This is a genomic window from Taklimakanibacter deserti, assembly GCA_003574785.1.
In genome coordinates, this window is the sequence record QORU01000003.1 from 347,521 (window position 1) to 373,637 (window position 26,117).

31 protein-coding genes are annotated in these 26,117 nt (G+C 62.7%); 20 read left to right on the forward strand and 11 right to left on the reverse strand.

The features are described 5' to 3' along the window. Positions 1–23: 23 nt before the first annotated feature. Positions 24–1,055: an AraC-like transcriptional regulator QhpR gene (qhpR, locus tag DS839_RS07785; RefSeq protein ID WP_119269927.1), complete on the reverse strand. Its 1,032-nt coding sequence runs from the start codon at positions 1,053–1,055 to the stop codon at positions 24–26. 218 nt (positions 1,056–1,273) lie between these two features. Between qhpR and DS839_RS07790 the strand changes: the two genes are divergently transcribed. The 6 genes from DS839_RS07790 to DS839_RS07815 are packed head-to-tail and all read left to right on the forward strand — an operon-like array spanning position 1,274 to position 5,140. Then, complete coding sequence (locus tag DS839_RS07790) at positions 1,274–2,842, forward strand: aldehyde dehydrogenase family protein (RefSeq protein WP_119269723.1); 1,569 nt, start codon at positions 1,274–1,276, stop codon at positions 2,840–2,842. After that, positions 2,842–3,453 carry a BMC domain-containing protein gene (locus DS839_RS07795; RefSeq protein WP_119269724.1) on the forward strand — a complete coding sequence of 204 codons (612 nt, stop codon included), beginning with the start codon at positions 2,842–2,844 and terminating at the stop codon, positions 3,451–3,453. The genes DS839_RS07790 and DS839_RS07795 overlap by 1 nt, the downstream gene beginning before the upstream one ends. After that, on the forward strand, positions 3,450–3,923 hold the full coding sequence (locus DS839_RS07800; RefSeq protein WP_119269725.1) for a hypothetical protein: 474 nt from the start codon (positions 3,450–3,452) through the stop codon (positions 3,921–3,923). Before DS839_RS07795 ends, DS839_RS07800 begins: the two co-directional genes overlap by 4 nt. After that, a complete protein-coding gene (locus DS839_RS07805; protein ID WP_119269726.1) occupies positions 3,920–4,195 on the forward strand; it encodes a EutN/CcmL family microcompartment protein in 276 nt (91 codons plus the stop codon). Before DS839_RS07800 ends, DS839_RS07805 begins: the two co-directional genes overlap by 4 nt. A 30-nt stretch (positions 4,196–4,225) precedes the next feature. Continuing rightward, positions 4,226–4,501 (forward strand): BMC domain-containing protein, encoded by a 276-nt coding sequence (locus DS839_RS07810; RefSeq protein WP_119269727.1) that lies wholly within the window; start codon positions 4,226–4,228, stop codon positions 4,499–4,501. 9 nt (positions 4,502–4,510) lie between these two features. Further along, the gene (locus DS839_RS07815) at positions 4,511–5,140 is read left to right on the forward strand and encodes a microcompartment protein (RefSeq protein WP_119269728.1); all 630 of its coding nucleotides are present in this window, start codon (positions 4,511–4,513) and stop codon (positions 5,138–5,140) included. A 3-nt stretch (positions 5,141–5,143) separates the two neighbouring features. On the opposite strand, the gene DS839_RS07820 is transcribed toward DS839_RS07815, so the two are convergent. The 4 genes from DS839_RS07820 to DS839_RS07835 form a co-directional block, all read right to left on the reverse strand. Then, positions 5,144–5,479 carry an XRE family transcriptional regulator gene (locus tag DS839_RS07820; protein WP_368911329.1) on the reverse strand — a complete coding sequence of 112 codons (336 nt, stop codon included), beginning with the start codon at positions 5,477–5,479 and terminating at the stop codon, positions 5,144–5,146. Positions 5,480–5,507: 28 nt separating this feature from the next. Continuing rightward, entirely contained in the window at positions 5,508–5,843 is a 336-nt protein-coding gene (locus tag DS839_RS07825; RefSeq protein WP_368911331.1) for a type II toxin-antitoxin system RelE/ParE family toxin, read from the reverse strand. Positions 5,844–5,939: 96 nt separating this feature from the next. Then, entirely contained in the window at positions 5,940–7,445 is a 1,506-nt protein-coding gene (locus DS839_RS07830; protein WP_119269730.1) for a winged helix-turn-helix domain-containing tetratricopeptide repeat protein, read from the reverse strand. Positions 7,446–7,530: 85 nt separating this feature from the next. Beyond that, a complete protein-coding gene (locus DS839_RS07835) occupies positions 7,531–9,042 on the reverse strand; it encodes a winged helix-turn-helix domain-containing tetratricopeptide repeat protein (protein ID WP_162918370.1) in 1,512 nt (503 codons plus the stop codon). A 145-nt stretch (positions 9,043–9,187) separates the two neighbouring features. On the opposite strand from DS839_RS07835, the gene DS839_RS36355 reads away from it, so the two are divergent. From DS839_RS36355 to DS839_RS07860, 6 genes are all read left to right on the forward strand, one after another. Next, positions 9,188–9,397 carry a hypothetical protein gene (locus DS839_RS36355; protein ID WP_162918371.1) on the forward strand — a complete coding sequence of 70 codons (210 nt, stop codon included), beginning with the start codon at positions 9,188–9,190 and terminating at the stop codon, positions 9,395–9,397. 86 nt (positions 9,398–9,483) lie between these two features. Next, complete coding sequence (locus DS839_RS07840; protein ID WP_119269732.1) at positions 9,484–10,527, forward strand: ribonuclease T2 family protein; 1,044 nt, start codon at positions 9,484–9,486, stop codon at positions 10,525–10,527. 74 nt (positions 10,528–10,601) lie between these two features. After that, positions 10,602–10,838, forward strand: coding sequence for a type II toxin-antitoxin system Phd/YefM family antitoxin (locus tag DS839_RS07845; protein ID WP_119269733.1), 237 nt, complete (start codon positions 10,602–10,604; stop codon positions 10,836–10,838). Continuing rightward, positions 10,831–11,244, forward strand: a complete 414-nt coding sequence (locus DS839_RS07850) for a hypothetical protein (RefSeq protein WP_119269734.1) — start codon at positions 10,831–10,833, stop codon at positions 11,242–11,244. Before DS839_RS07845 ends, DS839_RS07850 begins: the two co-directional genes overlap by 8 nt. Before the next feature lie 76 nt (positions 11,245–11,320). Beyond that, a complete protein-coding gene (locus DS839_RS07855) occupies positions 11,321–12,235 on the forward strand; it encodes an aldo/keto reductase (protein ID WP_119269735.1) in 915 nt (304 codons plus the stop codon). Between the two features lie 3 nt (positions 12,236–12,238). Next, positions 12,239–12,940 carry a DUF6064 family protein gene (locus tag DS839_RS07860; protein ID WP_119269736.1) on the forward strand — a complete coding sequence of 234 codons (702 nt, stop codon included), beginning with the start codon at positions 12,239–12,241 and terminating at the stop codon, positions 12,938–12,940. Here the strand turns inward: DS839_RS07860 and fabG are convergent. The 5 genes from fabG to DS839_RS07885 all read right to left on the reverse strand — a co-directional run bounded on the left by fabG (position 12,882) and on the right by DS839_RS07885 (position 17,746). Further along, positions 12,882–13,661, reverse strand: coding sequence for a 3-oxoacyl-ACP reductase FabG (gene fabG, locus DS839_RS07865; protein ID WP_119269737.1), 780 nt, complete (start codon positions 13,659–13,661; stop codon positions 12,882–12,884). The genes DS839_RS07860 and fabG overlap by 59 nt on opposite strands. Positions 13,662–13,674: 13 nt before the next feature. Beyond that, entirely contained in the window at positions 13,675–14,466 is a 792-nt protein-coding gene (locus DS839_RS07870) for an ABC transporter permease (protein WP_119269738.1), read from the reverse strand. Between the two features lie 4 nt (positions 14,467–14,470). Further along, entirely contained in the window at positions 14,471–15,337 is an 867-nt protein-coding gene (locus DS839_RS07875; RefSeq protein ID WP_119269739.1) for an ABC transporter permease, read from the reverse strand. Beyond that, positions 15,337–16,404, reverse strand: coding sequence for an ABC transporter ATP-binding protein (locus tag DS839_RS07880; protein WP_119269740.1), 1,068 nt, complete (start codon positions 16,402–16,404; stop codon positions 15,337–15,339). Before DS839_RS07880 ends, DS839_RS07875 begins: the two co-directional genes overlap by 1 nt. A gap of 178 nt (positions 16,405–16,582) precedes the next feature. Continuing rightward, entirely contained in the window at positions 16,583–17,746 is a 1,164-nt protein-coding gene (locus tag DS839_RS07885; RefSeq protein ID WP_119269741.1) for an ABC transporter substrate-binding protein, read from the reverse strand. A gap of 304 nt (positions 17,747–18,050) precedes the next feature. Here DS839_RS07885 and DS839_RS07890 point away from each other — a divergent pair, with 304 nt between their 5' ends. The 7 genes from DS839_RS07890 (at position 18,051) to DS839_RS07920 (ending at position 24,883) form a co-directional block, all read left to right on the forward strand. Continuing rightward, positions 18,051–18,725: a hypothetical protein gene (locus tag DS839_RS07890; RefSeq protein WP_119269742.1), complete on the forward strand. Its 675-nt coding sequence runs from the start codon at positions 18,051–18,053 to the stop codon at positions 18,723–18,725. Between the two features lie 3 nt (positions 18,726–18,728). Then, positions 18,729–20,027: an iron-containing alcohol dehydrogenase gene (locus DS839_RS07895; protein ID WP_119269743.1), complete on the forward strand. Its 1,299-nt coding sequence runs from the start codon at positions 18,729–18,731 to the stop codon at positions 20,025–20,027. A 5-nt stretch (positions 20,028–20,032) separates the two neighbouring features. Next, positions 20,033–20,836 (forward strand): HAD-IIB family hydrolase, encoded by an 804-nt coding sequence (locus tag DS839_RS07900; protein ID WP_119269744.1) that lies wholly within the window; start codon positions 20,033–20,035, stop codon positions 20,834–20,836. Continuing rightward, a complete protein-coding gene (locus tag DS839_RS07905; protein WP_162918372.1) occupies positions 20,829–21,623 on the forward strand; it encodes a DeoR/GlpR family DNA-binding transcription regulator in 795 nt (264 codons plus the stop codon). Before DS839_RS07900 ends, DS839_RS07905 begins: the two co-directional genes overlap by 8 nt. Next, positions 21,620–23,062, forward strand: coding sequence for a xylulokinase (locus tag DS839_RS07910; RefSeq protein WP_119269746.1), 1,443 nt, complete (start codon positions 21,620–21,622; stop codon positions 23,060–23,062). Before DS839_RS07905 ends, DS839_RS07910 begins: the two co-directional genes overlap by 4 nt. Next, a complete protein-coding gene (locus DS839_RS07915) occupies positions 23,062–24,105 on the forward strand; it encodes an AbrB family transcriptional regulator (RefSeq protein ID WP_368911376.1) in 1,044 nt (347 codons plus the stop codon). The genes DS839_RS07910 and DS839_RS07915 overlap by 1 nt, the downstream gene beginning before the upstream one ends. Before the next feature lie 61 nt (positions 24,106–24,166). After that, a complete protein-coding gene (locus DS839_RS07920) occupies positions 24,167–24,883 on the forward strand; it encodes a hypothetical protein (RefSeq protein WP_119269748.1) in 717 nt (238 codons plus the stop codon). Here DS839_RS07920 and DS839_RS07925 read toward each other — a convergent pair. Then, entirely contained in the window at positions 24,877–25,365 is a 489-nt protein-coding gene (locus DS839_RS07925) for a YbaK/EbsC family protein (protein WP_119269749.1), read from the reverse strand. The genes DS839_RS07920 and DS839_RS07925 overlap by 7 nt on opposite strands. 174 nt (positions 25,366–25,539) lie before the next feature. Between DS839_RS07925 and DS839_RS07930 the strand changes: the two genes are divergently transcribed. Then, the gene (locus DS839_RS07930) at positions 25,540–26,013 is read left to right on the forward strand and encodes a hypothetical protein (RefSeq protein ID WP_119269750.1); all 474 of its coding nucleotides are present in this window, start codon (positions 25,540–25,542) and stop codon (positions 26,011–26,013) included. Positions 26,014–26,117: the final 104 nt, after the last annotated feature.

Genomic DNA, 26,117 nt, shown 5'->3' on the forward strand with positions numbered 1-26,117 from the left:
TCAAAGTCAAGCGGGAAAATCACTCAGGCTGTCTGCTGGGCCCGATAATTGCGCGGCGACGTGCCGGTCCAGCGGTGGAAGGCGCGGGAAAAGGCCGACAATTCCGAATAGCCGAGCAGGAAGGCGATCTCGGAGAAGGGCAATTCGCGCTGGCGCACATAGACAAGCGCCAGGTCGCGGCGCGTCTCCTCGACCAGATCCTTGTAATTGAGATTGTCGCGGGCGAGCTCGCGCTGGATGGCGGCGGGCGTCGCCTTGACGGCTGCGGCCACCGCTTCGAGCGCCGGATAGCCGTCCGCCAGCCGGCAGCGGATCGCCGACCTGATCTGGTCCTTGCGCGTCTGGCGGGGGAGGGGCTTCGTGCCCACACTCATCAGGCACATGCGGGTGATCGACAGAAGCTTCAGATCGGGCGCCGGCATCGGACGGACGAAGAGCTCGCGCCGGAAGACGAGCGCGTTGGTGGCTTGCGAGAAATAGACCGGCGCGTCGAAGGCGCTCTCATGCTCGCGCCAAGCCTCGGGCTTGGGATGCTCGAAATGAACCTCTTCCGGCGCCCAGGAGGCCCCCAAGCATTCGCGGATGATATTGAGGAACATGCCGAGCGAGAGCTCGGCGTCCTGGCGGCGCGCCAGGATGTCGGGCATGCGGATCTGATATTCGAGACGGACGAGGCCCTGACCCGCATCGGCGATCGCCATATGGGTCGACTGCTGGTGCAGGGCGAAGAGGCCGACGAAATTCTCGAGCGCGGAGCCCAACGTGGGGGAAGAGACGGCGGTATAGCCGATGAGGCCCAGATCGCGCGGCTTGAAGCTGTTGCCGAACCACAGGCCGAAATTGGGATTGCGGGTGTTGCGGGCGGCTTCCTCGAACAGCGCGCAGAAGGCCTGAAGCTCGAGGCTCAAGGTTGGCTGGCCCACACAAGCCGGATCGACGCCGGCCTCGCCGCAGACGCAGTCGATATCGCCGCCCAGCCGCGCAACATGGTCGGCAAGACCGGTTGCGGCCGAAGCGAGGATGCCGGGATGGGCGCTGTCTTCCCCAGGCTGCATCTGGAAGCCTTTTGTTATGGCGGCGAGCCTCGCATGGATCGGCGGAGGAAGCAACTTTGCCGAAAATTAATTCCTTAAAAAGGGGACGAGATAATATCATCCTAGATGATGCCGTGACACAATTTAAATTGTCCCTGATTTGATTAGAAACGACTGATGTCAAGCCGGCCAAATGTGGTGTCAAGCGGCCCGCTGGCGTGCCGGCCTAATCTCGGTCCATGGCCATCCATCCCCTTCTCGAAGACCGTGGCTTCACCAGCTTCCATGCCAAGCAAATGGTGGAGAAAGCGCGCTGGGCGGCGGAAGCCTTCTCCGGCTATCGCCGGTCCGAGGTGCTGCGGATCGCCAAGGCTGCCGGCGAGGCGGGCCATGCCGCGGCCCAGCGCTATGCCCAATGGGCGGTGGAAGAGACGGGTTTCGGCGTCGTCGAGCACAAGGTGATCAAGAACCAGGCCTGCTCGCGTGGGCTCTTTGAGCTCTATCAGGACCAGGATTTCACCGGCATCAGGAGCGACGCCGAGCGCAAGATCCTGGAGATCGCGCGCCCCGCCGGCGTCGTCTTCGCGCTCACCCCCTCGACCAATCCGGTGGCGACCGTCTTCTACAAGATCATGCTGTGCCTCCTGACGCGCAACGCCATCATCATCTCGCCCCATCCCATGGCCAAGGCCTGCTGCGCCGATGCGGCAAAGCTGATGGCCAAGGCGGCGGAAGAGGCAGGCGCTCCCGACGGCGTCATCCAGGTCATCGCGGAGCCGTCGCTGCCGATCGTCGAGACGGTGATGAAATCCGACCGCATCGACGTGATCCTCGCGACCGGCGGCACGCCGGTGGTGCGCGCCGCCTACAGCTCCGGCAATCCGGCGATCGGGGTGGGGCCGGGCAATGTGCCTGCCTATGTCGATGAGACCGCCGATGTGGCGCATGCCGCCAAGGCGATCGCCGAGTCGAAGGCCTTCGACAACGGCATATTGTGCACCAATGAGAGCGCCGTCATCGCCCATGGCGCGGTCGCAGCGGCGCTCGCGCAGGAACTCAAGCGCAATGGCTGTCACATGTGCAGCGATGCCGAGCGCGATCAGCTCGAAAAGACGCTGTTTCCGGACGGCAAGTTCAATATCGCGCTGATCGGCAAATCGGCCGAGGCCATCGCGGAAAAGGCGGGCTTCCGCGTGCCGCCGCGCAGCAAGGTGCTGGTGGCGCCGCTCGAGCGGATCGGCGACGACTATCCGTTGAGCCGCGAGAAACTGTGCCCGGTGCTGGGCCTCTATGTGGCGGCGAACCGCGATGCGGCGATGATCGCCTGCCGCGCCATGACGCGGCGCTCGGGCGGCGGGCATTCCGCCGCCATCCATGCGCGCGATCCCGATATCATCCTGCGCTACGGCGAAGAGATGAATGTGCTGCGCATAGCCGTGAATGTCGGCAACAGCCTCGGCGCCTCGGGCTTCGAGACCCATCTGGCGCCGACCATGACCATCGGCACGGGCTATTTCGGCAGAAGCTCGGTCTCCGAGAATGTCGGCCCCCAGCATCTGGTGCAGTGGGTGAACATGGCCTGGAACAGCGACAGTGCCATCGAGATGCCGTCCTTCAGCGCGACCGATCGCCTGGAGAAGCCGCGCATCGGCACGCCACCCAAGGGCGAGATCGACTATGATTTCGGCAATCATCCGCCGGGCGTGGCATCATCGCCGGCTGCCGCGAAGTCCTCAAGCGGCGCCGACGATATCCGCGCCGAGATCCGGCGCATCATCCTCGAAGAGCTGAAGGAGCTCGCACGCTGATGGCGAAGCTGCGCTCCTATATCTTCATCGATCAGCTGCAGCCGGGCACCATGTGCTATCTGGGCTCGTTCTGCCGCGGTTTCCTGCCGCGGGCCAATATGGCGGCGATCGTCATCGAAGTGGCGCCGGGGCTCGACATCGAGCCCCTGACCGACATCGCGGTGAAGACCGTCGATGTGAAGCCCGGCATATTGGTGGTGGAGCGGCAGTTCGGCTATCTCGAATTCCACTCGCATTCGACCGCCGCGGTCAAAGCGGCGGGTGATGCCATATTGGAGGAGCTCGGCGCCAGCGCAAGGGATGCGCTCAAGCCGGAGATCCTCGCCTCCCAGATCGTGAAGCGCGTCGACAATTATCATGCGCTGCTGATCAACCGGAACAAGTCCGGCTCGATGATCCTGCCAAGTGAATCGCTGTTCGTGCTCGAGATGCAGCCTGCCGCCTATGCGATCCTCGCCGCCAATGAGGCGGAGAAGGCCGCCAATATCAAAGTGGTCGACTACCGCATGATGGGCGCCACCGGCCGGGTTTATCTCTCGGGCGAGGAGAGCAATATCAGGGCGGCGGCGCGCGCGGCCGAGCAGGCGCTCGAGACGAGGATGGCGGCATGAGCGGCATATCCTCGGACGAGATCCGGCAGTTGGTGCGCGACGCCTTGCGCGAGCTATTGCCCGCCGGCAAGGCGCGGCCCGAAACGGGGAGCGGCACCCTTCTCACGCGGTTGCGGGCGGCCCTCCTCGATCCCAAGCGGCCGAGCGTCGACGTCAGGATCGACAATGCCAGCGACCTCACCGCTTTCGCCCGCGACCTCCTGCAGGCGCCGGAGGACGTCAGGGTCGGCATCCTTTCGGGAAAGATCGGACTCGGACTCGCGCAACGTGGGGCGAGTGCGGCATCGGCGGTGCCGGTTCGACAGCGCACGGCGCATCAGATATCGAAAGGCGTGGTGACGGAGACCATGGTCGCCGAGATCGGCAAGACCAGCGACCGCCTCATCATCGGCAAGGGCGTCGTGGTGACGCCGCTGGCGCGCGACAAGGCGCGCGAGGTGAAGCTTGAAATCGTGAGGGACCGCACATGAAAACCGGAATTGTGGTCGGCAAAGTATGGGCAACGAAGCGGCTCAGCGAATTGCCGGGCGGCGCCTTGCTCGAAATCGCCGTCGAGGAAGAAGACGAGATGGATGAGCGCATGATCGCCTTCGATCCCTTGGGCGCCGGTGTGGGCGAGCGCGTGCTGGTCACGCAAGGCTCGGTCGCCAAGGCCTGGTTCAAAGAGAGCAACAATGTCGTCGATGCGCTGGTCATCGGCATTCTCGACGAGCAGGCCCAGCGGAAGACGAAGAAAAGTTGATCTGGTCAAGTTTGCGAAAAGGAGGACAGCATGTCTAACGCAATCGGATTTGTCGAAACGCGCGGCTTCGTGGCGGCATTCGCCGCGGGTGACGCGATGGTGAAGGCCGCCAATGTGACGATCGTCGGGCGCGAGCAGGTCGGCGCCGGGCTCGTCTCGGTGCAGGTCCAGGGCGATGTCGGCGCGGTCAAGGCGGCGACGGAAGCGGGCGCGGAAGCGGCGCGCAATGTCGGCGAGGTCGTCTCGGTGCATGTAATCCCGCGTCCCCATCCCGACGTGGTCAAGCATTTCGGCAATTCGAAGTAACAGCCCGCCGTGGCGGAGCTCCGCGTCTATCTCAAGCTCTCATCCTTGAGGCGGCAGTTCGCCGCCTATATGGGATCGCCGACCCGTGCCAGGGGCTATGTGCCGCTCGAAGGCATGCATTCGCTCATCATCGAGATCGCGCCGGCGCTCGCCATCCATCATGTAAGCGATGTGGCGCTGAAGACGGTGCCCGAGGCCGAGCCCGGCATCCTCTATACGGAAAGGCAGTTCGGCATCCTCGAGCTGCATTCCTTCGACATGGACCATGTCGACCGGGCCGGGGCGGCGGTGCTCAGGGCGATCGGCCAGAAGGCCGAAGACCAGCTCAAGCCGCAATTGCTGTTCGCCGAGATCGTGAGCGAGGTGACCGACAGCCATGCCGTGATCCTCAACCGCAACCGCGAGGCCTCGATGATCATGCCGGGCGAGTCGCTGCTCCTGATCGAGGTGGTGCCGGCGCTGTTCGCGGCGCATGCGGCGAACGAGGCGGAGAAGATCGCGCCAGGCGCGACACTGGTCGATTGCCAGATGATCGGTGCCTCCGGACGATTGTTCATGTCGGGCGAGAAGAGTGAGCTCGAGAAGGCCCGCGATCAGATCGTCGCGATGCTGAAGGGGATTAGCGGCCGGAAATCCTAGATTTCAGTCCTCGTTCAGACCTGTATTGAGATGTTGTGATGTGTCCGTCGCGCGCATCTTTTGCGAGAGCTCGGCAAAGTTCGTGATCTTGATGGTGCGGTTGGGAAACCGCGCGACGATCTCGAGATCGCCGCCCATGGCCTGGATGAAACGACGAAGTGTGCTGACATACATATCGGTGCGCTTCTCGATTTTGGCGACTGATCCCTGCCCGATCTGAAGCGTTTGCCCGATTTCTTCCTGCGACAGCTTGAGTGCGCGGCGCACCTCCGCCAGATCCATTTCCTCATCAAGGCGCCGTGCTTCGGCATCAGCCTTGGCCCTGGCATTGGGCGACATTCGTGCGCGCAATTCCGCGAAGGAGCGTCTACCTGCCATCTCTTTTCTCCTTTTCCAATTCTGCCAGATGCTCGTCATAGAGAGCATCGGCCACCGGGATCATCCGATCGTGGAAGCGGTCATCACCGGTCTTGTCACCGCCAATGAGCAAAATCGCCATGCGCTGTGGATCGAAGGCGTAAAAGACCCGCAAAGGCTTGCCACCGCTCTGTATTCGCAACTCGCGCATATGGCTGTGGCGCGAACCGCTCACACCGCTCGAATATGGAAACGGCAGGTTCGGACCTCTTTGCTCCAATTTTTGGACGTGAGCCGCTACCTTGATCTGTTCTGCCTCGGTGAGCGTGTCCCCACCATTCTCCAAACTCGTCCGTGTATTCGACGGGCCATTCCATCGAATGAATAATATTCCTTTTGAGGAATAAATCAAGGGGTTGCCGTTGGACCCCGCCTCATTCTCCTAAGTATCGAGCGCTTTCTTCAACCCCGCAATCAGACGCTGGCGCGGCTCGGCGTCGACGAATGGCTCGGCGGCAGCGCCCCTGAAGAAGTCCCATCGACGAGGGCTGTAGCGCTCAATGAGCGCGCGCGCCTGCTCAAGGTCGCCGAGATGTCCCAGGCAAGCGAGCGCGTACATGCAGTCCCACGCGCCATCGGGAACGGCGAGAAACGCCGGCAGGGCCTCCTCATATGACCCGTCGGCAAAATCAGCTACGCCAACGAATTCCCCGTACCAGAGCGGAGGCAGCGGATTAAGGCGGAAGCCTTGGGCGAAGTAATCTCTGGCGACCGGCAATCGTCCCAAATACGCGTGCAAATTACCCAGGTCTACGAGTATGTGCGGATCGCCGGGATTGAAGGACAGCGCCTTGTGATAGGATGCGGCTGCAGCGGCAATGTCGCCCAAATACAACTGGCACAGGCCCCGCGCGCGGTGACAGCCCGCACTCGTGGCATCAAGTTCGATGGCGCGTTGGGCGAGCTTCAAGCCCTTCGACAAGCCATCCCGGTCAAAATCGAAGAACCATTTGACCATCTCACAGGATGAAAGCCCGCGGTAAGCTTCAGCGTTCTCGGGAAACGCGGCTGCTGCCTTCGCGAAGTGCTCGGCGGCAACTGAACTCTCCTGAGGGTTAAGCTTTTTGAAATGCCAAATTCCTTTCAGCACATGCTCATAGGTTGTCAGCCTGCTCGGCTCCGCCGGTGCTGATTTCCGGGCGACTTCGAGTTCCACGCGGCCACGCAAAGTGCTTGTGATGATGCTGGCGACTTCGTCCTGGAGGGCAAAAACATCCAAGAGAGGCCGATCGTAACGATCGGCCCAGATTACGCGCTTGGTTCCAACATCAGAGAGACGGGCGGCGATGCGGATGCGGCCATCCGACTTTCGAACATTGCCCGACAGCACATAGTCCGCTGCGAGCTTGTCGCGAAGGTCTCGATATTGCTCCTCCCCGCCGCGGAACGCGAATGACGAATGATGACCAATCACCGACAGGGTGCGGTATTTCGACAGGCGATCGATGATGTCCTCGGTAACGCCGTCACTGAAATATTGCTCGCCAGGATCGCCGCTCAAATTTGCGAATGGCAGTACCGCGATGATCGGAGGGCGATCGGCGGCCAAATGTGCGGAAGTTGAAGCATCTGGTGCCGCCTCGTCGTCCCCGGCGGCCATGGGTTGCGGGCCGGCGTATTTGTACCCGCGACCATGGACGGTAACTATGATTGAAGAGCCCAATATCTTGCGCAAGTTCGAGATATGGGCCTGCAACGTGTTCTCTTCGACCACAAGCCCAGGCCACACGGCGTCGAACAATGCGGCTTTTGAAACAGGCTCATTCGGATGCCGCAGGAGGACCTCCAGTATCTCGAACGAACGCCCGCTGATATCGAGCCGGCCGTCGGGACCGTCCACATATCTTTCGCGACGCCTCAGCCGATATGATCCGAACCGTACATCCATGCAGCTATCCCGCGCCCCGCAAGAATGTAGCGCAGCCCGGTCGGGAATGCCCAGCCGGCATTTAAGGCATGGGTTGTGCTGCGGCCTAGGCGTCGAGCGCCTTCTGCAATCCCGCAATCAAGCGCTGGCGGGGTTCAGGATTTACAAACGGCTCGGCGGCAGCGCCCTTCAGGAAATCCCACTGGCGGTGGCTATAACGCTGAATGAGCGCGCGCGCCTGTGCAAGGTCGCCGAGCTGGACCAGGCAGGCGAGCGCATACATGCAGTCCCATGCGCCCTCGGGAACGGCCAAGAAAGACGGCAAGGCCTTCTCATATGATCTCTCGACAAAATGAAGGACCCCCACGAATTCCCCGTACCAGAGCGGCGGCAGCGGATTGAGCTTGAAGGCTTGGGCGAAGTAGTCCCTGCCGACGGTCAATCGCCCCAGATAGACATGCAAAAGAGCCCCTTCCACGTGAATGTGCGGGTCGCCTGGATTGAGGGACGCGGCCTTGTGGTAGGATTCGACTGCAGCCGCAAGATCGCCCAGATACATCTGACAGAAACCGCGGACACACTGACACATCGCGTTCGTGGCATCCAGCTCGATGCCGCGTTCGGCGAACTTCAGGCCATTTACCAGGCCATCGTGGTCAAAATCGAAAAACCATCTGTTGTTTTCGCAGATTGCAAGCCCCCGGTAAGCCTCAGCATTTTCCGGGAATTCGGCAACCGCCTTGGTGAAGTGCTCGGCGGCGGTCGCGTTCGACTGAGGCGTAAGCTTTTTGAAGTGCCATATTCCTTTCAGCACATGCTCATAGCTCGTCAGCCTGCGCGGCTCTGCCGGAGTTGATTTTTGCGCGACTTCGAGCTCGACCCGGCCGAGCAAAGTGCTTGCGATGATGCTGGCCACCTCGTCCTGCAGAGCGAAGACATCGGCGAGGGGACGGTCATAGTGATCGGCCCAGATCACCCGCTCGGTTGCTACATCAGTCAGGCGTGCGGCGACACGGATGCGGTTTTCCGCCTTTCGGACATTGCCCGTCACCACAAAGTCGGCCGCAAGCTTGTCGCGGAGGTCGCGGTAGTTGTCGTCGCTGCCGCGCAAGGCGAATGACGAGTGGCGACCGATGACCGACAGGATGCGGTATCTCGACAGGCGATCGATGATGTCCTCAGTGACTCCGTCGCTGAAATATTGCTGACCCGGGTCGCCGCTCAAATTCGCGAATGGCAGCACGGCGATGGCCGGGGGGCGGTCGGCAGCCGAGCGCGCGGGAGAAGGTAAGGGAGTGCGTGGTGCGGCGCCGTCATCTTCAACTGCCGTGGGTTGCGGACCGGTATATTTGTAGCCACGACCATGCACGGTAACGATCATCGAAGAGCCCAATGTCTTTCGCAAGTTCGAGATATGGGCCTGCAAAGTGTTCTCTTCGACCGCCAATCCCGGCCACACGGCGTCGAACAGTTCAGCTTTTGAAACCGGCTCATCCGGATGCCGCAATAGAGCGTCCAACAGCTCGAACGAGCGTCCGCTGATATCGAGGCGGCCGTCGGGGCCGTCCAGACACCTTTCGCGCCGTCTCAGCCGATATGGTCCGAACCGTACGTCCACAAGGCCTCCCCGCCCCAGGTAAAGTGTAGCGCAGGCCGCCGGGGAATGCACCGCCAGCATTTTTCAGGACTTTTCAGGTTCATCATTGGGACTTTCAGCCCGCGACGCATCACTCTCCAGGGCAATCCCGATCGAGGAGGTGGCAATGGAAACGATAGCGCGAATCTACTTCCCGCTGGTGCGCAGGTGGAAATGCCCGAAAGTTAATGTCGTGGGCCTCGCCCGGCCGTTCGGCGACGCGCTCGAATTCTATCGGAGAGCGCTATCGGCTGCCTATGTCACGGCCCTCTCCTTCGACCAACGGAATGAATGCCATCCTGACGACGATCTCGAGGGCAGGGATCCACGCTGGTAGTGTAGGAGCTCCCGAACATATGCTATCAAGCCGGTTCATCGCCGGGCCGTCATGATCCGGTCGAGCAGTTCGTGGAGCGAGACGGAATGCGGCCAAATTCGATCCTCAAGAGTGTCGGTTTCCTTGTCCTTGCTTTCGCCTTGCTGACACCGTTCAGGGAAGCCCGCGCCGAAGTGCCGCTCGACGGCTCCTTCGTGGCGGGTGCAAATTGCTCAGCCTTCCAGTCGATCCGCAAGCAATCCAATCCGGTCAAGCTCGAGGCCGGTCAGACCTATCAGATCGTCGCGGCCAACAAGCAAGCCGCCAGCCATTTCCTGATCATCGTGCCGGGCGCCACGCCGGAGCGGCGCTGGGCGCCCATGGGCTGCGGCAAGCGCGAAGGCGGCCAGCCGCTGGATGAGGGGACGGCCAAGGCACCCCAGCCTAATGAGGGGACGACGCCGGGGACGCAACAGGGCCAGCAGCAAAGCAAGCAGCGCACGCAATATGTGCTGGCGGCGAGCTGGCAGCCGGCCTTCTGCGAGACCAAGCCCGGCAAGGTCGAATGCCGCACGCAGACGCCCGAACGGTTCGATGCCAGCCATTTCGCACTGCATGGGCTGTGGCCGCAGCCGCGCAGCGTCAGCTACTGCCGGGTCGAGCGTCCGCAGATCGATGACGACAAGGCCGGGCGCTGGGATGAATTGCCCGCGGTCACGCTCGAGCCGGCGACGGCCGAGGAACTCAACAAGGTGATGCCGGGCACGCAATCGCATCTCGATCGTCATGAATGGACCAGGCACGGGACTTGTTACGGGACGTCGGCGGAAGACTATTTCGCCGATTCGCTGGCATTGATGCGGGCGCTCAACGGCTCGGCCGTCCAGGAGCTGTTCGCCAGCCACACCGGCAAGTTCCTGTCCTTCGACGACATAGCCAAGGCCTTCGATCAGAGTTTTGGCCCAGGCGCGGGGCAGCGTGTACGCATGCAATGCACCCGCGACAATGGCCGGCTCATCATCTCCGAGCTCACCATCGGCCTTACCGGCACCATCACGCCGCAATCGTCCCTGGCCGATCTCATCGCCGCGGCGCAACCGACCAAGACGGAATGCCCGGGCGGCATAGTGGACGTGGCAGGCCAGCAATGAGTGCGCTGAATCATGCATGCACACGCTTGCTATTTTGTCTATTTTGTCTATAATAGACAAAATAGGAGCGTACTATGAAGTCTTATCCGTCATCTGACCTGAAACAGAATCTGGGGGATGTACTCGCAGCTGCGAACCATGAGCCTGTGTCCATCACAAGACATCGCAAGGCACGCTATGTGTTGATGAGCGTCGAAGCCTATAACGCACGCTTTACCAAGGACGAACGGCGCAGCTATGCGCTCGACGAAATGCCAGAGGAGCATTTGAACATGCTCGAAAGCGCCATAACCGACAGCGACAATGAGTAAGCCATCCTCAGGGGATGTATGGCATTATGACTATCTGTGGCGCTGGCAACGGGACAGAGGCGAGACAGAAGGGCGAAAATCGCGACCTATCACATTCATCGCGGTCGTAACCGATACGGCGGGAACAACAGATCTATTCATCTTGCCGATCACCTCCGCGCCGCCCGGCCCTGAACGACTGGCGGTGGAGGTGCCGCAGATCGAACGCCGCCGTGCTGGACTTGGTGACAAGCCGCTATGGATAATGTTGGACGAATACAATTACGATCGGTTGGAAACGTCGTTTTACTTCGAGCCCGCCGGACGCATCGGGCGCTTCAGCGGCGCGTTTCATCAAAAAACGCTGCGCGCTTTCGTCAGCGCCGCCAGGGAGCGCCGCACCAAGCGTGTGTCACGCACCGAGTGACTCGGATCGATCCCGGGAACACATAACAACTTTGTGCATTGCCCTTTTCCCAGGCCGCTTGCGAAGCTTCGCCGCTATGAACACAAGCCGCAGGACATTTGTGAGGGCCCTGACGTCGGGCGCCGCCTTCGCCTTGGCCGGAGGTGCACAAAGCGCCGCGCCAACGCCCGTCATGCGCGCCATCCCGTCTTCGGGCGAGAAGCTTCCCGCCATCGGCCTCGGCAGCTGGATCACGTTCAATGTCGGCGATGATCCGGCGCTGCGCGACGAATGTGCCGATGTCATCGCCGCCTTCTTCGCTTCCGGCGGGCGCATGATCGATTCCTCGCCCATGTATGGTTCTTCGCAGCCGGTGATCGGCTATGGACTCGAGAAGCTCGGCCAGCCGCCAGCGCTGTTCTCGGCGGAGAAAGTCTGGACCTCTTCCGTCGATGGCGGACGAGCGCAGATCGAGCAAACGCGAAATCTCTGGGGCGTGCCGCGCTTCGACCTGCTGCAGGTCCATAATCTGGTCGCCTGGGAAGCGCATCTCGAGACCCTGTTCGCGATGAAGGCGCAAGGGCAGGTGCGCTATGTCGGCATCACCACCTCCGAAGGGCGCCGGCATGATCTCTTCGAAGAAATCATGCGCACGCAACCATTGGATTTCGTGCAGCTCACTTATAATCCCATCGACCGCGAGGCGGAGGAGCGGCTCCTGCCGCTGGCAGCGGAGCGCGGCATGGCGGTGATCGTCAACCGGCCCTTCCAGCAAGGCGAGCTGACGCAGCGGCTCGACGGCGAGACCCTGCCGGATTGGGCGGGCGAGCTTGCCGTCACGAGCTGGGCGCAATTCATCCTGAAATTCATCCTGGCGCATCCGGCGGTCACGGTCATCATCCCCGCCACGACGCGGGTCGATCATGTGCGCGAGAACGTGGCAGCCGCGAGCGGGCCGCTTCCGGACAAGGGCTTGCGCGAAAAGATGGCTGCCCATCTCCAGGCACTCTAGATAATGTCCGAATGGTGGACCTATCGGCTGGGAGATTTCCTGCTCTTCTCGCCCCGCGTCTATTGGCGCATGTTCGAGCTGCACAACGCCCAATTCTGGCCGCTGCATCTCCTGACGCTGGCTACGGGTCTCGCCATTGCCTGGTTGGCGCTTCGACAGATGCGCGGCGCCGGTTCCTTGGCCGCGCTCGTTCTTGCGGCGCTCTGGATCTTCGTCGGCTGGTCCTTCCTATGGGACCGCTATGCAGCGATCAACTGGGCGATCGTCTATGTGGCGCCAGCCTTCGGGCTCGAGGCGCTGCTGCTGGCGATCGCAGCGGCGCGCGGCGGCCTTGTTTTCGATAGGCGGGATGTGGCGGCGCGGTCCGGATTGGCGGTCGCGGCCGTCGGCCTCATTCTCTATCCGTTGCTTCCACTCCTCTTCGGACGGCCGTGGACCACTGCCGAGGTTTTCGGCATCGCGCCCGATCCGACGGCGGTGGCGACGCTCGGCATCGTGCTGACCGCGAGCGGCCGGGTTGCGCTGCTGCTTGTCCCGATCCCGCTCGCCTGGCTGCTGCTCAGCGGCCTGACGCTCAACACCATGGGTGAAGCACAGAGCTGGGTCCCCCTATTGGCGGCGGCAGCCGCCGTCATCGGCCTCGCGGTCAGGCTTGGGCGAGGGCTTCCAGAGATTCGGGCGCGATCTGGCCGCCATCGACGATGATCGTCTGGCCGGTGACGAAGCCCGCTTCCTTGCTGGCGAGATAGAGGGCGGCATAGCCGATATCCTCGACCGTCCCGAGACGCTTCAGCGGGATCGAAGCGGCCATGGTCTTCTCATAATCGGGGCCGAGATCGGCGAGGCCTTCGGTCGCGACATTGCCGGGGAGCACGGCATTGACCGTGATGCCGTATTTGGCGAGCTCGATGCAGGCGGTGCGCATGAAGCCGAGCTGGCCGGCCTTGGTCGCGCCATAATGCGTCCAGCCCGGGAAGCCCGTCACGGGACCCGTGATCGAGGAGGTCAGGATGACGCGGCCCTCGCCGCTCTTCTTCAGCGCCGGCAGGCAGGCCTTCACCGACAGGAAGGCGCCCTTCAGATTGGTGTCGACTGTCTCGTCCCAGATCTCGGGCGACATCTCCTCGATCTTCACTTGCGGGAAGATGCCGGCATTGGCGCAGAGTATGTCGAGGCCGCCATGCGTCCTGACAGCGAAATCGGCCGCCTTCTCCATGCTCTTGAGATCGGTGACGTCCGCGCCAAAAGCGGCAGCCATGCCGCCGGCCTTGATCAACTCGTCGGCACAGGCTTTTGCCTTATCTTCGTGGCGAGCGACGATCAGCACCTTGCAACCCGATTTGGCGAAAACACTGGCAATGCCCTTGCCAATGCCTTTGCTGCCGCCGGTGACCAGGACCGATTTGCCTTCCATTGATGAAAACATGATGTGCCCTCTCTCATGATTGCGCGCGCCGGCGCAGGGTGATCAGCCAGTAACCGCCCAGCAGAATGAAGGCGGCGCCGAAGGTCGACACGGTGCCCAAGACCGGAACACCCGGCGTGTAGCCCGCCACCATCTTGGCATAGAGATATTCCGGGATGGTCGTGTCGGCGCCGGTGGTGAAAAGCGACAAGGGGAAATTGCCCCAGGACAGAAGGAAGGCGAAGAGCGCGCCCGAGACGATGCCCGGCAAGAGCACCGGCAGCGTCACTTCGCGGAACACCTGGAGGCGCGAGGCGCCAAGATCGAAGGCCGCCTCCTCGAGCGCCGGGTCGAAACTGTAGACCTGGATCGAGATGACGAGCGTCACGACCGGAATGATCCAGACCAGATGGGCGAAGACCGCCGTCATCCACGACATCTGCAAGCCGATGGCATTGAACCAGAGCAGCAGAGCGAGGCCCAGCACCGACTGCGGGAAGAAGATCGGCAAGAGGACGATCTTCTGGAACAGCGTCCGGCCTTTCCAATTGTAGCGCGCGAATGCCAGCGCCCCGAAGAAGGCGATCACCACGGCGATGACGGTGACGCAGAATGCGATCGAGATCGAGGTCTCGAAGAGCTGATGGATCTCGATCGATGAGAAGGTCTTGCGCCACCAGTCGAGGCCCCATTTCGGGATGGGAAAGAGGAAATAACGGCTCGCGGTCAGTGAAGCGAGCAGGATGCAGAGCGCCGGCAAATAGACGAAGACGAGGACGGCGAGCGTCCAGGCCCAGATCAGCGCATGGCGGGAGCGCTCGCTCACGGCATCACCTCTTCCCCAATATGGCGTCGAGATCGAAGCGCTTCAGCACCAGGAGGACGAGCATGCCGACGACGAGCATCAGGAGCACGGCGAGCGCGGCGCCGAGCGGCCAGTTCTGCGCATAGGTGAAGGCGATCTCGATATCATGGGTGATCGGGATGATCGTCTGCCCGCCGAGAACCTTGGCTTCGGCGATGGCGCCGACGGCGAGCACGAAAGTCAAGAGCAGGCCGATCATGATGCCGGGCATGGAGAGCGGCAGCTCGACCTCGCGGAAGATCTGCCAGCGCGAGGCGCCGAGATCGCGTGCCGCCTCGCGCGTCTCGTTGGGCACCATCGAGACGCCCAAGGTCATCGGAAAGAGCATGAAGGGCAGATAGACATAGACCATGCCGAGAAGCACGATGCCGCGCGTGAACAGCCAGCTGTCGAACTCGATCCCGAGCCAGGATTTGAGCGTGCCGAGCAGCACGCCATTCTTGATGAAGAACAGGATCCAGCCATAGAGCCGGACGTTCTCGGAGACGAAGAGCGGTATGGTGAAGAGGAGAGTGAGGATCGGCGCCCAGCGTCCGAAGACGCGCGACAGGCCATAGGCGATCGGATAGCAGATGACCGCCAGGATGCAGACGGTCAGGGCGGCGAAGAGCAGCGACCAGAAAAAGGAGATGTAGCTGTTGCCGGTGAAGACCTCGACATAATTGGCAAGGGTCGGCGGATGGATCAGGCCGAAGGAGCGCTCCGGCATGAAGCTGTAGGCGATGACGGCGAGAAGAGGGGCGGCAAAGCCTACCCCTAAGAACAGCATCAGGGGCAGGGCGTTGCGGGCGCCTTGCGACATGCCTTTGCCGCTGTCGTGAAGCGCCGCCATCAGCCGGTCACCAATATGGAATCCTTGGCGTCCCAGCCGATGAGCACGGTCTGATCGCGCTCGAGATTGGAGGATTGCTGGCGCAGCTTCTCGACGATGAACACATTCTCGCCGATGCGGACCTGATACTGGATGCGCGAGCCCAGCGCATATTCATTGTAGAGCTTGCCCTCCAGCACATTGTCGGCATCCTTGGACGTGGCAACAAAGCGGACGAATTCCGGGCGGATGACGAGATGGCCCTTGGTGAAGGCGTCGGGAACGGAGGCGACGGCGAAGGCTTTGTCGAAGGTGTCGGCCCTGATGGTGCGGCTGCCATTCATGGTCACCGGGATGACATTGACGTCGCCCATGAATTCCGAGACGAACTTGTCCTTGGGCGCCGAATAGATCTCGTTGGGCGTCCCGACCTGGACCAGTTGCCCTGAGCGCATCACGCCGATGCGGTCCGACATCACCATCGCCTCTTCGAGGGAATGGGTGATGTAGACGAAGGTCTTGCCCGTCTCGCGATGGATATCCTTGAGCTCCTTCTCGAGCGTCTTGCGCAATTTATAGTCGATGGCCGACAGGGGCTCATCGAAGAACAGGATCTTGGGATCGAAGGCAAGCGCACGGGCGAGGGCGACGCGCTGGCGCTCGCCGCCCGAGCAGCGCAGCACCGACTTGGCATAGTAGTTCTGCGGCAAGCGGAGCTGGTCGAGGAGCGCGAGCGCGCGCTTCTTGCGGGCTTCCGGATCGACACCCTTGATCTTGAGCGGGAACTCGATGTTCTCGCCGACGGTGCGGTGCGGAAACAAGGCGAGCGACTGGAACACCATGCAGGTCGGACGCTTGTTGGCCGGCAGGTCGTTGATGCGCTTGCCGCTCAGGATGATGTCGCCGCTCGTCGCCTGCTCCATGCCGGCGAGCATGCGGATCAGCGTCGTCTTGCCCGAGCCCGAAGGGCCGACAATGGTGAAGAACTCGCCTTCGGCGATGTCGAGGTCGATGCCATCCACGGCATTGAGGGTGCCGAAGGATTTGGTGAGAGACTTCAGCTCGAGGATAGGCGCGCGCTTTGACATGCAGTCCTTATGATTAAGCTACCCTCGCCCCCAAACGGGGGAGAGGGAGGGGCCCATTGCGGAGCAATGGGAGGGTGAGGGGGAACCGACAGCAAATTCACTTCCATATTGATGAAGAAATTTGTCCGCCGGTTCCCCCTCACCCTAACCCTCTCCCCCGGAGGGGGAGAGGGGAATGTCATCCGGCCGAAGCTTCCTTCTTGGCGGAGGTCATGATGTCGAGGAGCTTGTCGTAGTCGGGAACGATGTCGTATTCGACCGAGCGCGCCATTTCCTCGTCGAGCGAATCCCACTGTATCGCGTCGAGCTCGTCCTTGGTGAACAGGTCGAAGCACTCCTTGTTGCCCATCTGAGTGACGGGATTGAAAGTGCCCTCGGCGAAAGCGACGACATGGGCGTTCTTGGGATCCTGGACATATTGCAGGAATTCGGTGGCAAGCGGCGAGAGCTCGGGATTGTTCACCGTCGAGGTGATCTCGATCCAGGCGATGCCGCCCTTGCCGCCTGCCATGGGGCCCGATTTGGGCGTGATGCCGCGGATGTTCTTGGCGCCGTCGGCGCGGGCGGGCGAAGCCGAATAGGTGCCGCCGGTCAGATGGAAGTCGATCTCGCCCGAGACCAGCGCCTGGTTCATCGTCGCGATGTCGCCGACCGCCTTGGCGCCCTTGAACACGCGCTTCGCCGTCTCGGTGAACTTCTCGACCTCATCGTCGGAATGGACCTTGAACGGATCGAAGCCGGCGATGCAGCATACGTTGAAGACGTTCCAGTCGTCGGATTCGAGAATGCCGTATTTCTTGTCATTGGCCGGATCGTTCCACAGATTCCAGCCCTGGTCCTCGGCCGCCTGGCGGCTGACCTTGTCGGTGTTGACGACGAAGGAATAAGGTCCGAAGCGCTGCGCCATGCCGATGAGCTGCTCGCCCTTCTCGTCCATCGCCCATTTATAGGGCGCCTTGAAGGCCGGCAGCATCTTGTCGAAATAGGGTTCGAACGCGGCGCGGTCGAGCGGCTTGATCAGGCCTTCCGGCAGCATGATCTTGCGTGCCCAGGGATTGTTGACATTGATGAGGTCCCACACCTTGGTTTCGCCGGCGCGCAGCCGGTTGATCATGGTGGGATCGTTGGTGAGCGACTCCGCCTTGACGGTGGCGCCCTTCGACTGGCGGAAGGGATCGAGAACCTGAGCCGAGTTGTAGCCTTCCCAGCACAGGATATTGAGCTCCTTGTCGCGGGCGGCGAAGGCCCGATCGGTGGTGAACTTCGTGCCGACGGCGAAGGCCGCGGCAAAAGCAGCCGATTGCTGCATGAAGTTCCGGCGAGACAGGGGTGTTTTCAGCATGCGACTTCCTCCATGGCTTATGTGCCCACCACTTCTTGTATAGGCAGGCTTATCCGGCGTTTCCCATCTTCAGCTTAGTCGAGCTTCATTGTCGTTGCTTGACTTTCGGACTTCCCGATTTGACACCCCTCGCGGGAGCAAGGGCGCGCCTAATCGGCATGTCGGAGCAAACCCTCGTCGCCAAAGCCTCCAGCCCCGGATCAGGGCCGGGGCTGGTTTTTGACCGAATTTGCTCCGGATTCAGCTTGCGCCATCCATGTGAGATATGCAACATAATTGTTGTAGTTCCAACATTGAGGGCGAGATGGACTTCATCTTCATGCTGACGCATCACGACAAGACCGTCCAGAACTGTCTTGACGTCTATGATTCCCTCGCCGGGATCGGCTTGCGGCATGTCGGCTTCAAGGATGTCGGCGTCGACAAGGCGACGCTCAAGGAGCTCACGCGGCGGATCAAGGCCGACGGCTCGATCGCCTATGTCGAAGTGGTGAGCCAGACGCCGGAAACCATCCGCCAGTCGATCACGGCCTCGGCCGAGCTCGGCGTCGACCGGGTTCTGGGCGGGCAGGATATCAAGCTCGCCATGGCGACCTTCAAGGACGGCGGTCCCACCTATTATCCCTTTCCCGGCCGCCCCACCGGACATCCGACCAAGCTCGGGGGAACGGCGGCGGAGGTCGAGAACGACTGCCGCGATGCGATCGGCTCCGGCTGTCCGGGCGTCGATCTCCTCGCTTATCGCGCGACCGAAGCCGATCCCCTCGATCTGATTCGCGCGGCGCGCCGCGGCCTCGGCGACAAGGGCTATCTCATCGTCGCCGGCAGCATCGATTCGCCGGAGCGGATCAAGGCCGTGGCGGCCGCCGGCGCCAATGCCTTCACCATCGGATCGGCGGTGTTCGAGAATGCCTTCGCGCAAGGCGTCAAGGGTGTGCGCGATCAGTGCAAGGCCGTGCTGCGAGCGGTCGGGACATGAGCGATGGACGTGCTCAAGAAACTGCTCGCCGGCGATTACCGCGATCCCGAAACGGGTGAGCGTCTCCATGTCCCGGTGAAATCGCTGGTCATCCAGGAGAGCCTCGCCGGGAACGAGGCCGATCTCGTCAAGGCGCTCGATCTGCCGAAACCCTATGCGGTCGTCTCGGACGACCACACGCATAGAGCCCTGGGCCTCAGGGTAGAAACCGCGCTCGCCTCCTTGGGCAAGCTCATCCCGATCCGATTGGGCAACCGCCCGCATCCCGACGACAAGACGGCTGAGCGGGTGATGCAGGAAGGCGAGAAGGCCGGCTCCTATATCGCGGTGGGCTCGGGCACGATCTGCGATCTCGGCAAATATGCGGCTGCCCGGCAGGGCAAGCGCTGCGCCGTCTTCGCCACCGCGCCCTCGATGAACGGCTATACGTCGGTCAATGCCGCGATCACGGTCCATGGCCACAAGAAATCGCTGGCGGCCGTCTCGCCCGAGGGCGTGTTCGTCGATCTCGGTATCCTCGCCAGGGCCCCGAAGCGCCTCATCCAGGCCGGTTTCGGCGATGCGATCTGCCGCTCGACGGCGCAGGCCGACTGGCTCATGGCCGGCCGCCTCCTGGGCCAGCCCTACCGCACCACCCCCTTCGCTTTCATCGCCGATCTCGAAAACGAGCTGGTCGCCGATCCCTCAGGGCTCCTCAAGGGTGATCGCCCAGCCTTGAGCCGGCTCATCCAGATCCTGCTTCTGTCGGGCTTCGGCATGACGATCTGCGGCGGGTCCTATCCGGCGAGCCAGGGCGAGCATCTGATCAGCCATCACATCGAGATGATGCCGCCGCAGGGCTGGGAGCCGGCGCTGCATGGCGAGCAGATCGCGGTGACCACGCTCGTCATGGCCAAGCTCCAGGACCGGATCCTGACCCGCGACACCCCGCCCCAGCTCGGCGCCAGCAAAGTGAGCGCCGGCTCGCTCCGATCGCATTTCGGCGACGAAGTGGGCCTCGCCTGTTGGAAGGATATCCAGCCCAAGCTTTGGGACACGGAGCGGGCCTCGCGCCTGAATGAGCGGCTGCAGGCGATCTGGCCGCGCCTCAAAAGCGAGATCTCAGCTGTACGCAGGCCCGCCGCAGAGGTCGAGGCGGCGCTCGCCAAGGTCGAGGCGCCGCGCTGCTATACGGCGATCGGCCTGCCGCGCACGACCTTCCGGGATGCGATCCTGCATGCGCGCGAAATCAGGAACCGCTATACCTTCCTCGACCTCGCGGCCGATTCCGGCCTGCTCGAACCGGAAAGACTTATCGATTGACGCAAATGCTTTCGCCGCTCGCCGCCTTCGCCCGTCCCGATCTCAAGGCGGTGAAGGCGATCCTCACCGATATCGACGATACGCTGACGCTCCATGGAAGGCTGCCCGCCAGCGCCTATAGAGCGATGGAAGACCTGCATGAAGCGGGCCTCATTGTCGTTCCGATCACCGGCCGGCCCGCCGGCTGGTGCGACCACATCGCGCGCATGTGGCCCGTCGACGGCATCGTCGGCGAGAACGGCGCCTTCTATTTCCGCTATGACGATGGGCTGAAGAAAATGCTGCGCGTCTATGGCCAACCGGCGGACATGCGCCAGGCCAACAACGAGAAACTGAAGACGCTCGGCCGGCGCATCCTCGATGAGTTTCCCGGGACCGCCATCGCCTCCGACCAGGCCTATCGCGAGATCGATATCGCAATCGATTTCTGCGAGGACGTGCCGCCTTTGCCGCTCGCCACCGCGGAAAGGATCCGGCAAGCTTTGGAGGCCGAAGGTGCGACCGCCAAGGTCAGCTCCATCCATGTCAATGCCTGGTTCGGCCAGCACGACAAGCTCACCATGACGAGGCGCATGCTCAAGGACTGTTTCGGAATCGATACCGACAGCGAGCGCCGGCATATCGTCTATGCCGGGGATTCCCCCAATGATGCGCCGATGTTCGCCTTCTTCCCGAATGCGGTCGGTGTCGCCAATGTCATGCCCTACACGGCCATCATGCCGCATCTGCCGCGCTATGTGACGCGCGCCGAAGGGGGCGATGGTTTCGCCGAGCTCGCACAGGCCCTTTTGGAGGCACGCCATGGATAGGCTGTCCAAGCGCGAAAGACAGGATCGCATCGTGACCCGCCTGAACACGACGGTCGCGGTCCGCATCTCCGATCTCGCCGAGGAGTTCGACGTCACCACCGAGACGATAAGGCGCGATCTCGATGCGCTGGCCGAGCGCGGCCTCCTGGCCAGGACCTATGGCGGCGCGGCGATGCGGGCGCTGACCGATGAGCCGGGCATCGCCACGCGCGCCCAGACCTATGTCGCCGAGCGCGAGCGCATCGCGCTCAACGCCGCGCAGCTGGTGAAGTCGGGCGACGTGCTCATCATCGATGCGGGCTCGACCACCGCGCAGCTGGCGAAGGCCCTGGCGCAGCTCCCGATCGCGTTCCGGGCGATCACCAATTCGATCGGCGTGGCGCGCATACTGGGCCAGTCCGAGACAGCCTCGGTGCTGTTGTGTCCGGGCGATCTCAGGCTCACCGAGGAGGGCGTCTTCGGCACCGAGACGCTCGACTTCCTCGACCGCTATCACGCCAATATCGCCTTCATCGGCGCCGGCGGCTTCACGGTGAGCGAAATAAGCGACGCGGATGCGGCAGGCGTGGCGGTCAAGCGCAAGATCATCAGCCGCGCCGAGCGCGTCTATCTCGTGGCCGATCACACCAAGGCCGGCATCACGCAATTCGCCACCATCTGTCCGTGGGATGCGCTCGACGGCCTCATCACCGACCAGAAGCCCGATGACAGCCTGGTGCGCGCCTTGGCCGAGGCGCAGGTCGAATTGCGCGTGGCGGAGCAGGGGAAAACCGGCATCGCCGCATGATCGTCGGCATCGACATCGGCACGCAGAGCCTGAAGGCCGTCGTGCTGTCGCCGGAGATGAAGATCATCGGCGAGGATGCAATTGCGTACCAGCCGGATTTTCCGCAGGCCGGATGGGCGGAGCAGGATCCCGGACTCTGGGAAAAGGCGCTGGGCCCCGCCATCCATGGCGCCTTGCAGAAAGCCGGCCGCAAGGCCGATGAGGTGAAGGCGCTGGGCTTTGCCGGGCAGCTCGACGGCTGCATCGCCATCGATGCGAGCGGCTCGCCGCTTCATCCCTGCCTCATCTGGATGGATCGGCGCGCCGATATCGCCGGCGTCGATGCCGATCAGGTCCTCAAGACCTGCGGCGTCGTCCTCGACGCGACGCATCTCGCCGCCAAGATCAGGTGGCTCAAGCGCAACGCGCCTGACGTCACACGGGCGGCGAAATTCCACGTGCCGGTGTCCTATATGGTGGCGCGCGTGACGGGCGCGCAGGTGATCGACCATGCGACGGCTTCGACCAGCATGGTCTATGGGCTGAAGTCGCGGAGCTATGATGAGGCTTTGCTCGCGGCCTTCGGCATAAGGGCTGAAGAGCTGCCGGAGGCAATGGACTCCGCAGCGCTTGCGGGACATCTTTCGGGCGAGGGCGCTGCGCTCACCGGTCTCAGGTCCGGGATTCCGGTCGCCGTCGGCACCGGCGATGATTTCTCTTCCGCCATCGGCGCAGGCCTGGTGGCGCCCGGCCGCTTCATCAATGTGCTGGGCACGGCGGAAGTGACGGGGGCGCTGCATCGCGAAGCCGTCATCGATCCGCAGAGGCTCGTCGAAACCCATGCCTTCCTCGGCGGCCATTATTATATCGAGAATCCGGGCTGGCTCTCGGGCGGCGCGCTGGTGTGGTTCCGCGACACGTTCGGGCTTGCAAGCTTCGAAGAGCTGACAAGGCTCGCCGGCGAAGCGCCGCCCGGCGCCGACGGCGTGACCTTCCTTCCCGCCCTCTCCGGCGCCATGGCGCCGGAATGGATCGCCTCGGCGCGCGGCGCCTTCTATGGCCTGACGCCGGCGCATGGGGTCCGGCATCTGGCGCGGGCACTGCTCGAAGGCATGAGCTTCGCCATGCGCGATGTGTTCGACCGGGTGAAGGCGCTCGGCGTCGAAGCCCACGCCTTGCGCATCGTCGGCGGCGGGGCGCGCAGCGCGCTGTGGACGCAGATGCGCGCCGATCTCTTGGGCCTTCCCGCCGAGACGCCGCGCCATCTCGATACATCGGCGATCGGTGCTGCCGTGCTGGCGGCCAAGGCCTCAGGCGCGATCGATGATATCGGCAGCACGGTGGTCGCGCTCAATCCGGTCGCCCGTGTGGCTTTGCCGCTTGCCCAAAACGCCGAGTCTTACGAGAATGCCTATCGGCGATACCGCCAGCTGTTTTCATCCCTGAGGCCCTTGTTCTGATCCGTCTTCTTCTCACGCTTGCCCTCGGTGCCTTAGGCGGCGCCGTCTTCGCCTTCATTCATTTTCCTGCCCCCTGGCTCGCGGGCAGCATGATCGCGGCCATCCTCGCCGTGCTTTTCGGCCTGAAGCTGTGGGTTCCGAATGCGGTGAGAAACGCCGCCTTCATCATCCTCGGCGTCCAGATCGGCTCGAGCGTCACCATGGAGACGCTCACCACCGCGGCGCGCTGGCCGCTCAGCCTCGTGATGCTGGCCGTGACGGTCACGATGGTGACGGCGGCCTGCTACATGTTCTACCGGCGGATACGCGGCTGGCCCGTGGCCGATGCGCTGTTCTCGAGCCTGCCCGGGGCGCTCAGCCTCGTCGTGGCGCTGGCCGACGATGCCAAGGCCGACATGCGCCGGGTGATCATCGCGCAGAGCATCAGGCTGTTCTTCCTGGTGGCGGCACTGCCGCTGGTCATCAATAGCCTGTCGACGCGGCCGGCATCACAGGCACCTCCGGGGGCGAGCGTATGGTGGGAGATCGCGCTCGTCGTCGCGGCGAGCGCCACTGTGGCGCTCCTGCTCGAGAGGCTCAGGATCCCCGCCGGGCTCTTCGTGGGGGCGATCGTGACCAGCGCCTTGTTCTATCTCGGCGGCGTCGCGCATGGCGCCCTGCATGCGCCGGTCCTCATCCTGGCGAACATCATCCTCGGCACATCGCTCGCCAGCCGCTTCCAGGATTTTACCATGGGCGAGCTCCTGCATGCGCTGGGCGACGGCATCGCCGGCTTTGCCATCGCGCTGGTGCTCTCGGTCTTGGGCGCCATCCTGGCGAGCGTCATTGCCGGTCTGCCCTTCGCCCAGACGCTGCTCGCCTTCTCGCCCGGCGGCCTCGATGTGATGACGGTCATCGCCCTGGCCCTCCATCTCGATCCGGCCTATGTCGGCGCCCACCAGCTGGCGCGCTATCTCGCCATGAGCCTCGTCATCCCGCCGCTCACCGCCTATCTCCTGCGCCGCAGGCTGCCGCCGCCGGGCGGCACCCCTGACAAGGATTAGGGCTTAAGCCACCTTTCCGCCTTAATGCGGTGCTGCAAGCATCCCATCCACGGAGCTTCCAATGTCGACGTCGCGGCCCATGCGCGATCTTATGGTTCAGGTTCTGGCGACCGTCATGATCCCGCTCACCATCGCGGGCACCGGCCTCTATTACACCCGCTGGCAGCAGAATCTGAGCGACCTCAAGACCATGATCGACCTGGTCAGCGACGAGAACAGCGAGAAGCGCAAGTTCGGCATCGCCATGCTCGAATATCTGCTGAAGAACAACAAGGTGCCGGTGGAGTTCGTGGCGGCCCAGCTCGATTACGCCAATTCATCTTCCGACAAGCAGATGCTGCCCTTGATGGAAGCGGCGCTGATGAAAGCGGCGGACGAGAATCCGACGGTCGCCGAGACTTTCCGCAAGGCGCTCGAGCGCCTGCCGAGCCGGCTCTTCGTCCATGCCATGACCGATCAGCAGCGTGCCTGCATCACGACCATGCTCTTGTCGCTGAAGGACGGCGATCGCGCCCAGATCTCGGTGCCGCTGATCGCGCAGGTCAATTGGGACGGCAAGCAACATGAATTGCGGGTGCTGAAAGACAGCGACATGGAGCGCGGCAAGGCGATCGCCAACATGTTCGCGAGCCTCGGGCTCGATTTGAAGATCATCAACCTGACCAATATCTGGGACGGCGCGAAGAAGGTCCGGCCGAACACCTTCGAATTGTGGTTCGGCAATGCGCCGCTGCCGATCGTGTGCGGCGGCACCGCGCAGCCGGCGAAGACTCAGTAAACGTTGATCGTCACCGCCTGGGTCTTGGCTTGAAGCTCCTGCGGCTTGAGCCGCATCACGCAATGGGGCGTCCCGGCCGCGGTCCAGACATCGGCATAGGTGAGAAGATCTTCGTCCATATAGGTCTTGAGCGGCTGGGCATGGCCGAAAGGCGGTATGCCGCCGATGGCAAAGCCGGTCGTGCCGCGCACATAGGCGGCATCGGGACGCGCCAGGCCCTCGCCGATCACTTTTGCCGCTTTACGCTCATCGACCCGATTCTTGCCCGAAACCAGCAGCAAATAGGGCGTGCCGGAATTGGCGCCCCGGAAGACGAGCGATTTGACGATCTGGCCGACCTCGCAGCCGCAAGCCTGAGCGGCTTCCTCTGCGGTACGGGTGCTGTCGGCCATGGTCATGATGTGAGGGTCGAGGCCCAGCTGTTTCGCGGCGTCCGCGACGCGCTGGGCGCTCGAAGGCAGTGGATTTTTCGAATCGGTCATGGCGTTGCTGGTGCGGGAGTTGCAAGATGAGCGGAAGGCGCCAAGTTACGAGTCGTTGGCGGCCCGTTTTGGCACAGTTTGTTCATAGTCCGGGAGTTTTTTTTAGTGGTTTCCCCCTTGTCGACAAGAGTGCCGGGAGATCAGGGCTTAAGCGGAGCGCTTCGTCAAGCCCGCTTGGCCGAAGCTGCCCATTTCGAGGCCGTTCTCGATATCAGGGACGCCCAGACGCTGCGACTCCAGGTCCTGAAGGACGAACTCGCGCCGGCCATCCTGGCCAACACCGAGGCCGCGGCCTTCGTCGATCTGGCGCTGGTGCCGGGCGATCCGCCGCGCCTGTGGATCGACCTCATCACCTCGATCGTCATGGCGCCCGATCCGCGCACCTATCGGCTCGTCCAGGACGGCCCGGGAGGGCGCCAGACGCTGCTCGAGACCGCCGATCGGGGGGAGATGATCGACAGGGTGAAGCAGCATATCGCCCATCGCCTGATCGCCCGCGAGCGCGAGAAGACCGCGGTTGCGGCCGCACGACCCAAGCTCATCGGCTATTCGACCGGCGCCCTCGTCCTCGCCTGGCTGTCCGGATTCACCATCGGCGTGCTCGCCCTTTTCGTCGTGGGAATCCTGATTTCCCGGCTGAGTGGTTAACGGCCAACAGGCCTCGTTATATTCTGAAATACCTTTTGATTTTATGCTTCCCGGCCAACGCTGTTAGCTAGGCAACAGGGGAGTTCGGCGAATCTTGTCCATCC

What these genes read in the sequence shown, in the direction of transcription:
- DS839_RS07905 (WP_162918372.1), top strand. Translation starts at nt 20,829, where the DNA reads ATGGATAGGCTGTCCAAGCGCGAAAGACAGGATCGCATCGTGACCCGC.
- DS839_RS07850 (WP_119269734.1), top strand. Translation starts at nt 10,831, where the DNA reads ATGAGTAAGCCATCCTCAGGGGATGTATGGCATTATGACTATCTGTGG.
- fabG (WP_119269737.1), bottom strand. Translation starts at nt 13,661, where the DNA reads ATGTTTTCATCAATGGAAGGCAAATCGGTCCTGGTCACCGGCGGCAGC.
- DS839_RS07810 (WP_119269727.1), top strand. Translation starts at nt 4,226, where the DNA reads ATGTCTAACGCAATCGGATTTGTCGAAACGCGCGGCTTCGTGGCGGCA.
- DS839_RS07860 (WP_119269736.1), top strand. Translation starts at nt 12,239, where the DNA reads ATGTCCGAATGGTGGACCTATCGGCTGGGAGATTTCCTGCTCTTCTCG.
- DS839_RS07830 (WP_119269730.1), bottom strand. Translation starts at nt 7,445, where the DNA reads ATGGATGTACGGTTCGGATCATATCGGCTGAGGCGTCGCGAAAGATAT.
- DS839_RS07890 (WP_119269742.1), top strand. Translation starts at nt 18,051, where the DNA reads ATGGACTTCATCTTCATGCTGACGCATCACGACAAGACCGTCCAGAAC.
- DS839_RS07805 (WP_119269726.1), top strand. Translation starts at nt 3,920, where the DNA reads ATGAAAACCGGAATTGTGGTCGGCAAAGTATGGGCAACGAAGCGGCTC.
- DS839_RS07880 (WP_119269740.1), bottom strand. Translation starts at nt 16,404, where the DNA reads ATGTCAAAGCGCGCGCCTATCCTCGAGCTGAAGTCTCTCACCAAATCC.
- DS839_RS07900 (WP_119269744.1), top strand. Translation starts at nt 20,033, where the DNA reads ATGCTTTCGCCGCTCGCCGCCTTCGCCCGTCCCGATCTCAAGGCGGTG.
- DS839_RS07795 (WP_119269724.1), top strand. Translation starts at nt 2,842, where the DNA reads ATGGCGAAGCTGCGCTCCTATATCTTCATCGATCAGCTGCAGCCGGGC.
- DS839_RS07790 (WP_119269723.1), top strand. Translation starts at nt 1,274, where the DNA reads ATGGCCATCCATCCCCTTCTCGAAGACCGTGGCTTCACCAGCTTCCAT.
- DS839_RS07925 (WP_119269749.1), bottom strand. Translation starts at nt 25,365, where the DNA reads ATGACCGATTCGAAAAATCCACTGCCTTCGAGCGCCCAGCGCGTCGCG.
- DS839_RS07845 (WP_119269733.1), top strand. Translation starts at nt 10,602, where the DNA reads ATGAAGTCTTATCCGTCATCTGACCTGAAACAGAATCTGGGGGATGTA.
- DS839_RS36355 (WP_162918371.1), top strand. Translation starts at nt 9,188, where the DNA reads ATGGAAACGATAGCGCGAATCTACTTCCCGCTGGTGCGCAGGTGGAAA.
- DS839_RS07895 (WP_119269743.1), top strand. Translation starts at nt 18,729, where the DNA reads ATGGACGTGCTCAAGAAACTGCTCGCCGGCGATTACCGCGATCCCGAA.
- qhpR (WP_119269927.1), bottom strand. Translation starts at nt 1,055, where the DNA reads ATGCAGCCTGGGGAAGACAGCGCCCATCCCGGCATCCTCGCTTCGGCC.
- DS839_RS07800 (WP_119269725.1), top strand. Translation starts at nt 3,450, where the DNA reads ATGAGCGGCATATCCTCGGACGAGATCCGGCAGTTGGTGCGCGACGCC.
- DS839_RS07820 (WP_368911329.1), bottom strand. Translation starts at nt 5,479, where the DNA reads ATGTCGCCCAATGCCAGGGCCAAGGCTGATGCCGAAGCACGGCGCCTT.
- DS839_RS07840 (WP_119269732.1), top strand. Translation starts at nt 9,484, where the DNA reads ATGCGGCCAAATTCGATCCTCAAGAGTGTCGGTTTCCTTGTCCTTGCT.
- DS839_RS07885 (WP_119269741.1), bottom strand. Translation starts at nt 17,746, where the DNA reads ATGCTGAAAACACCCCTGTCTCGCCGGAACTTCATGCAGCAATCGGCT.
- DS839_RS07920 (WP_119269748.1), top strand. Translation starts at nt 24,167, where the DNA reads ATGTCGACGTCGCGGCCCATGCGCGATCTTATGGTTCAGGTTCTGGCG.
- DS839_RS07875 (WP_119269739.1), bottom strand. Translation starts at nt 15,337, where the DNA reads ATGGCGGCGCTTCACGACAGCGGCAAAGGCATGTCGCAAGGCGCCCGC.
- DS839_RS07910 (WP_119269746.1), top strand. Translation starts at nt 21,620, where the DNA reads ATGATCGTCGGCATCGACATCGGCACGCAGAGCCTGAAGGCCGTCGTG.
- DS839_RS07855 (WP_119269735.1), top strand. Translation starts at nt 11,321, where the DNA reads ATGAACACAAGCCGCAGGACATTTGTGAGGGCCCTGACGTCGGGCGCC.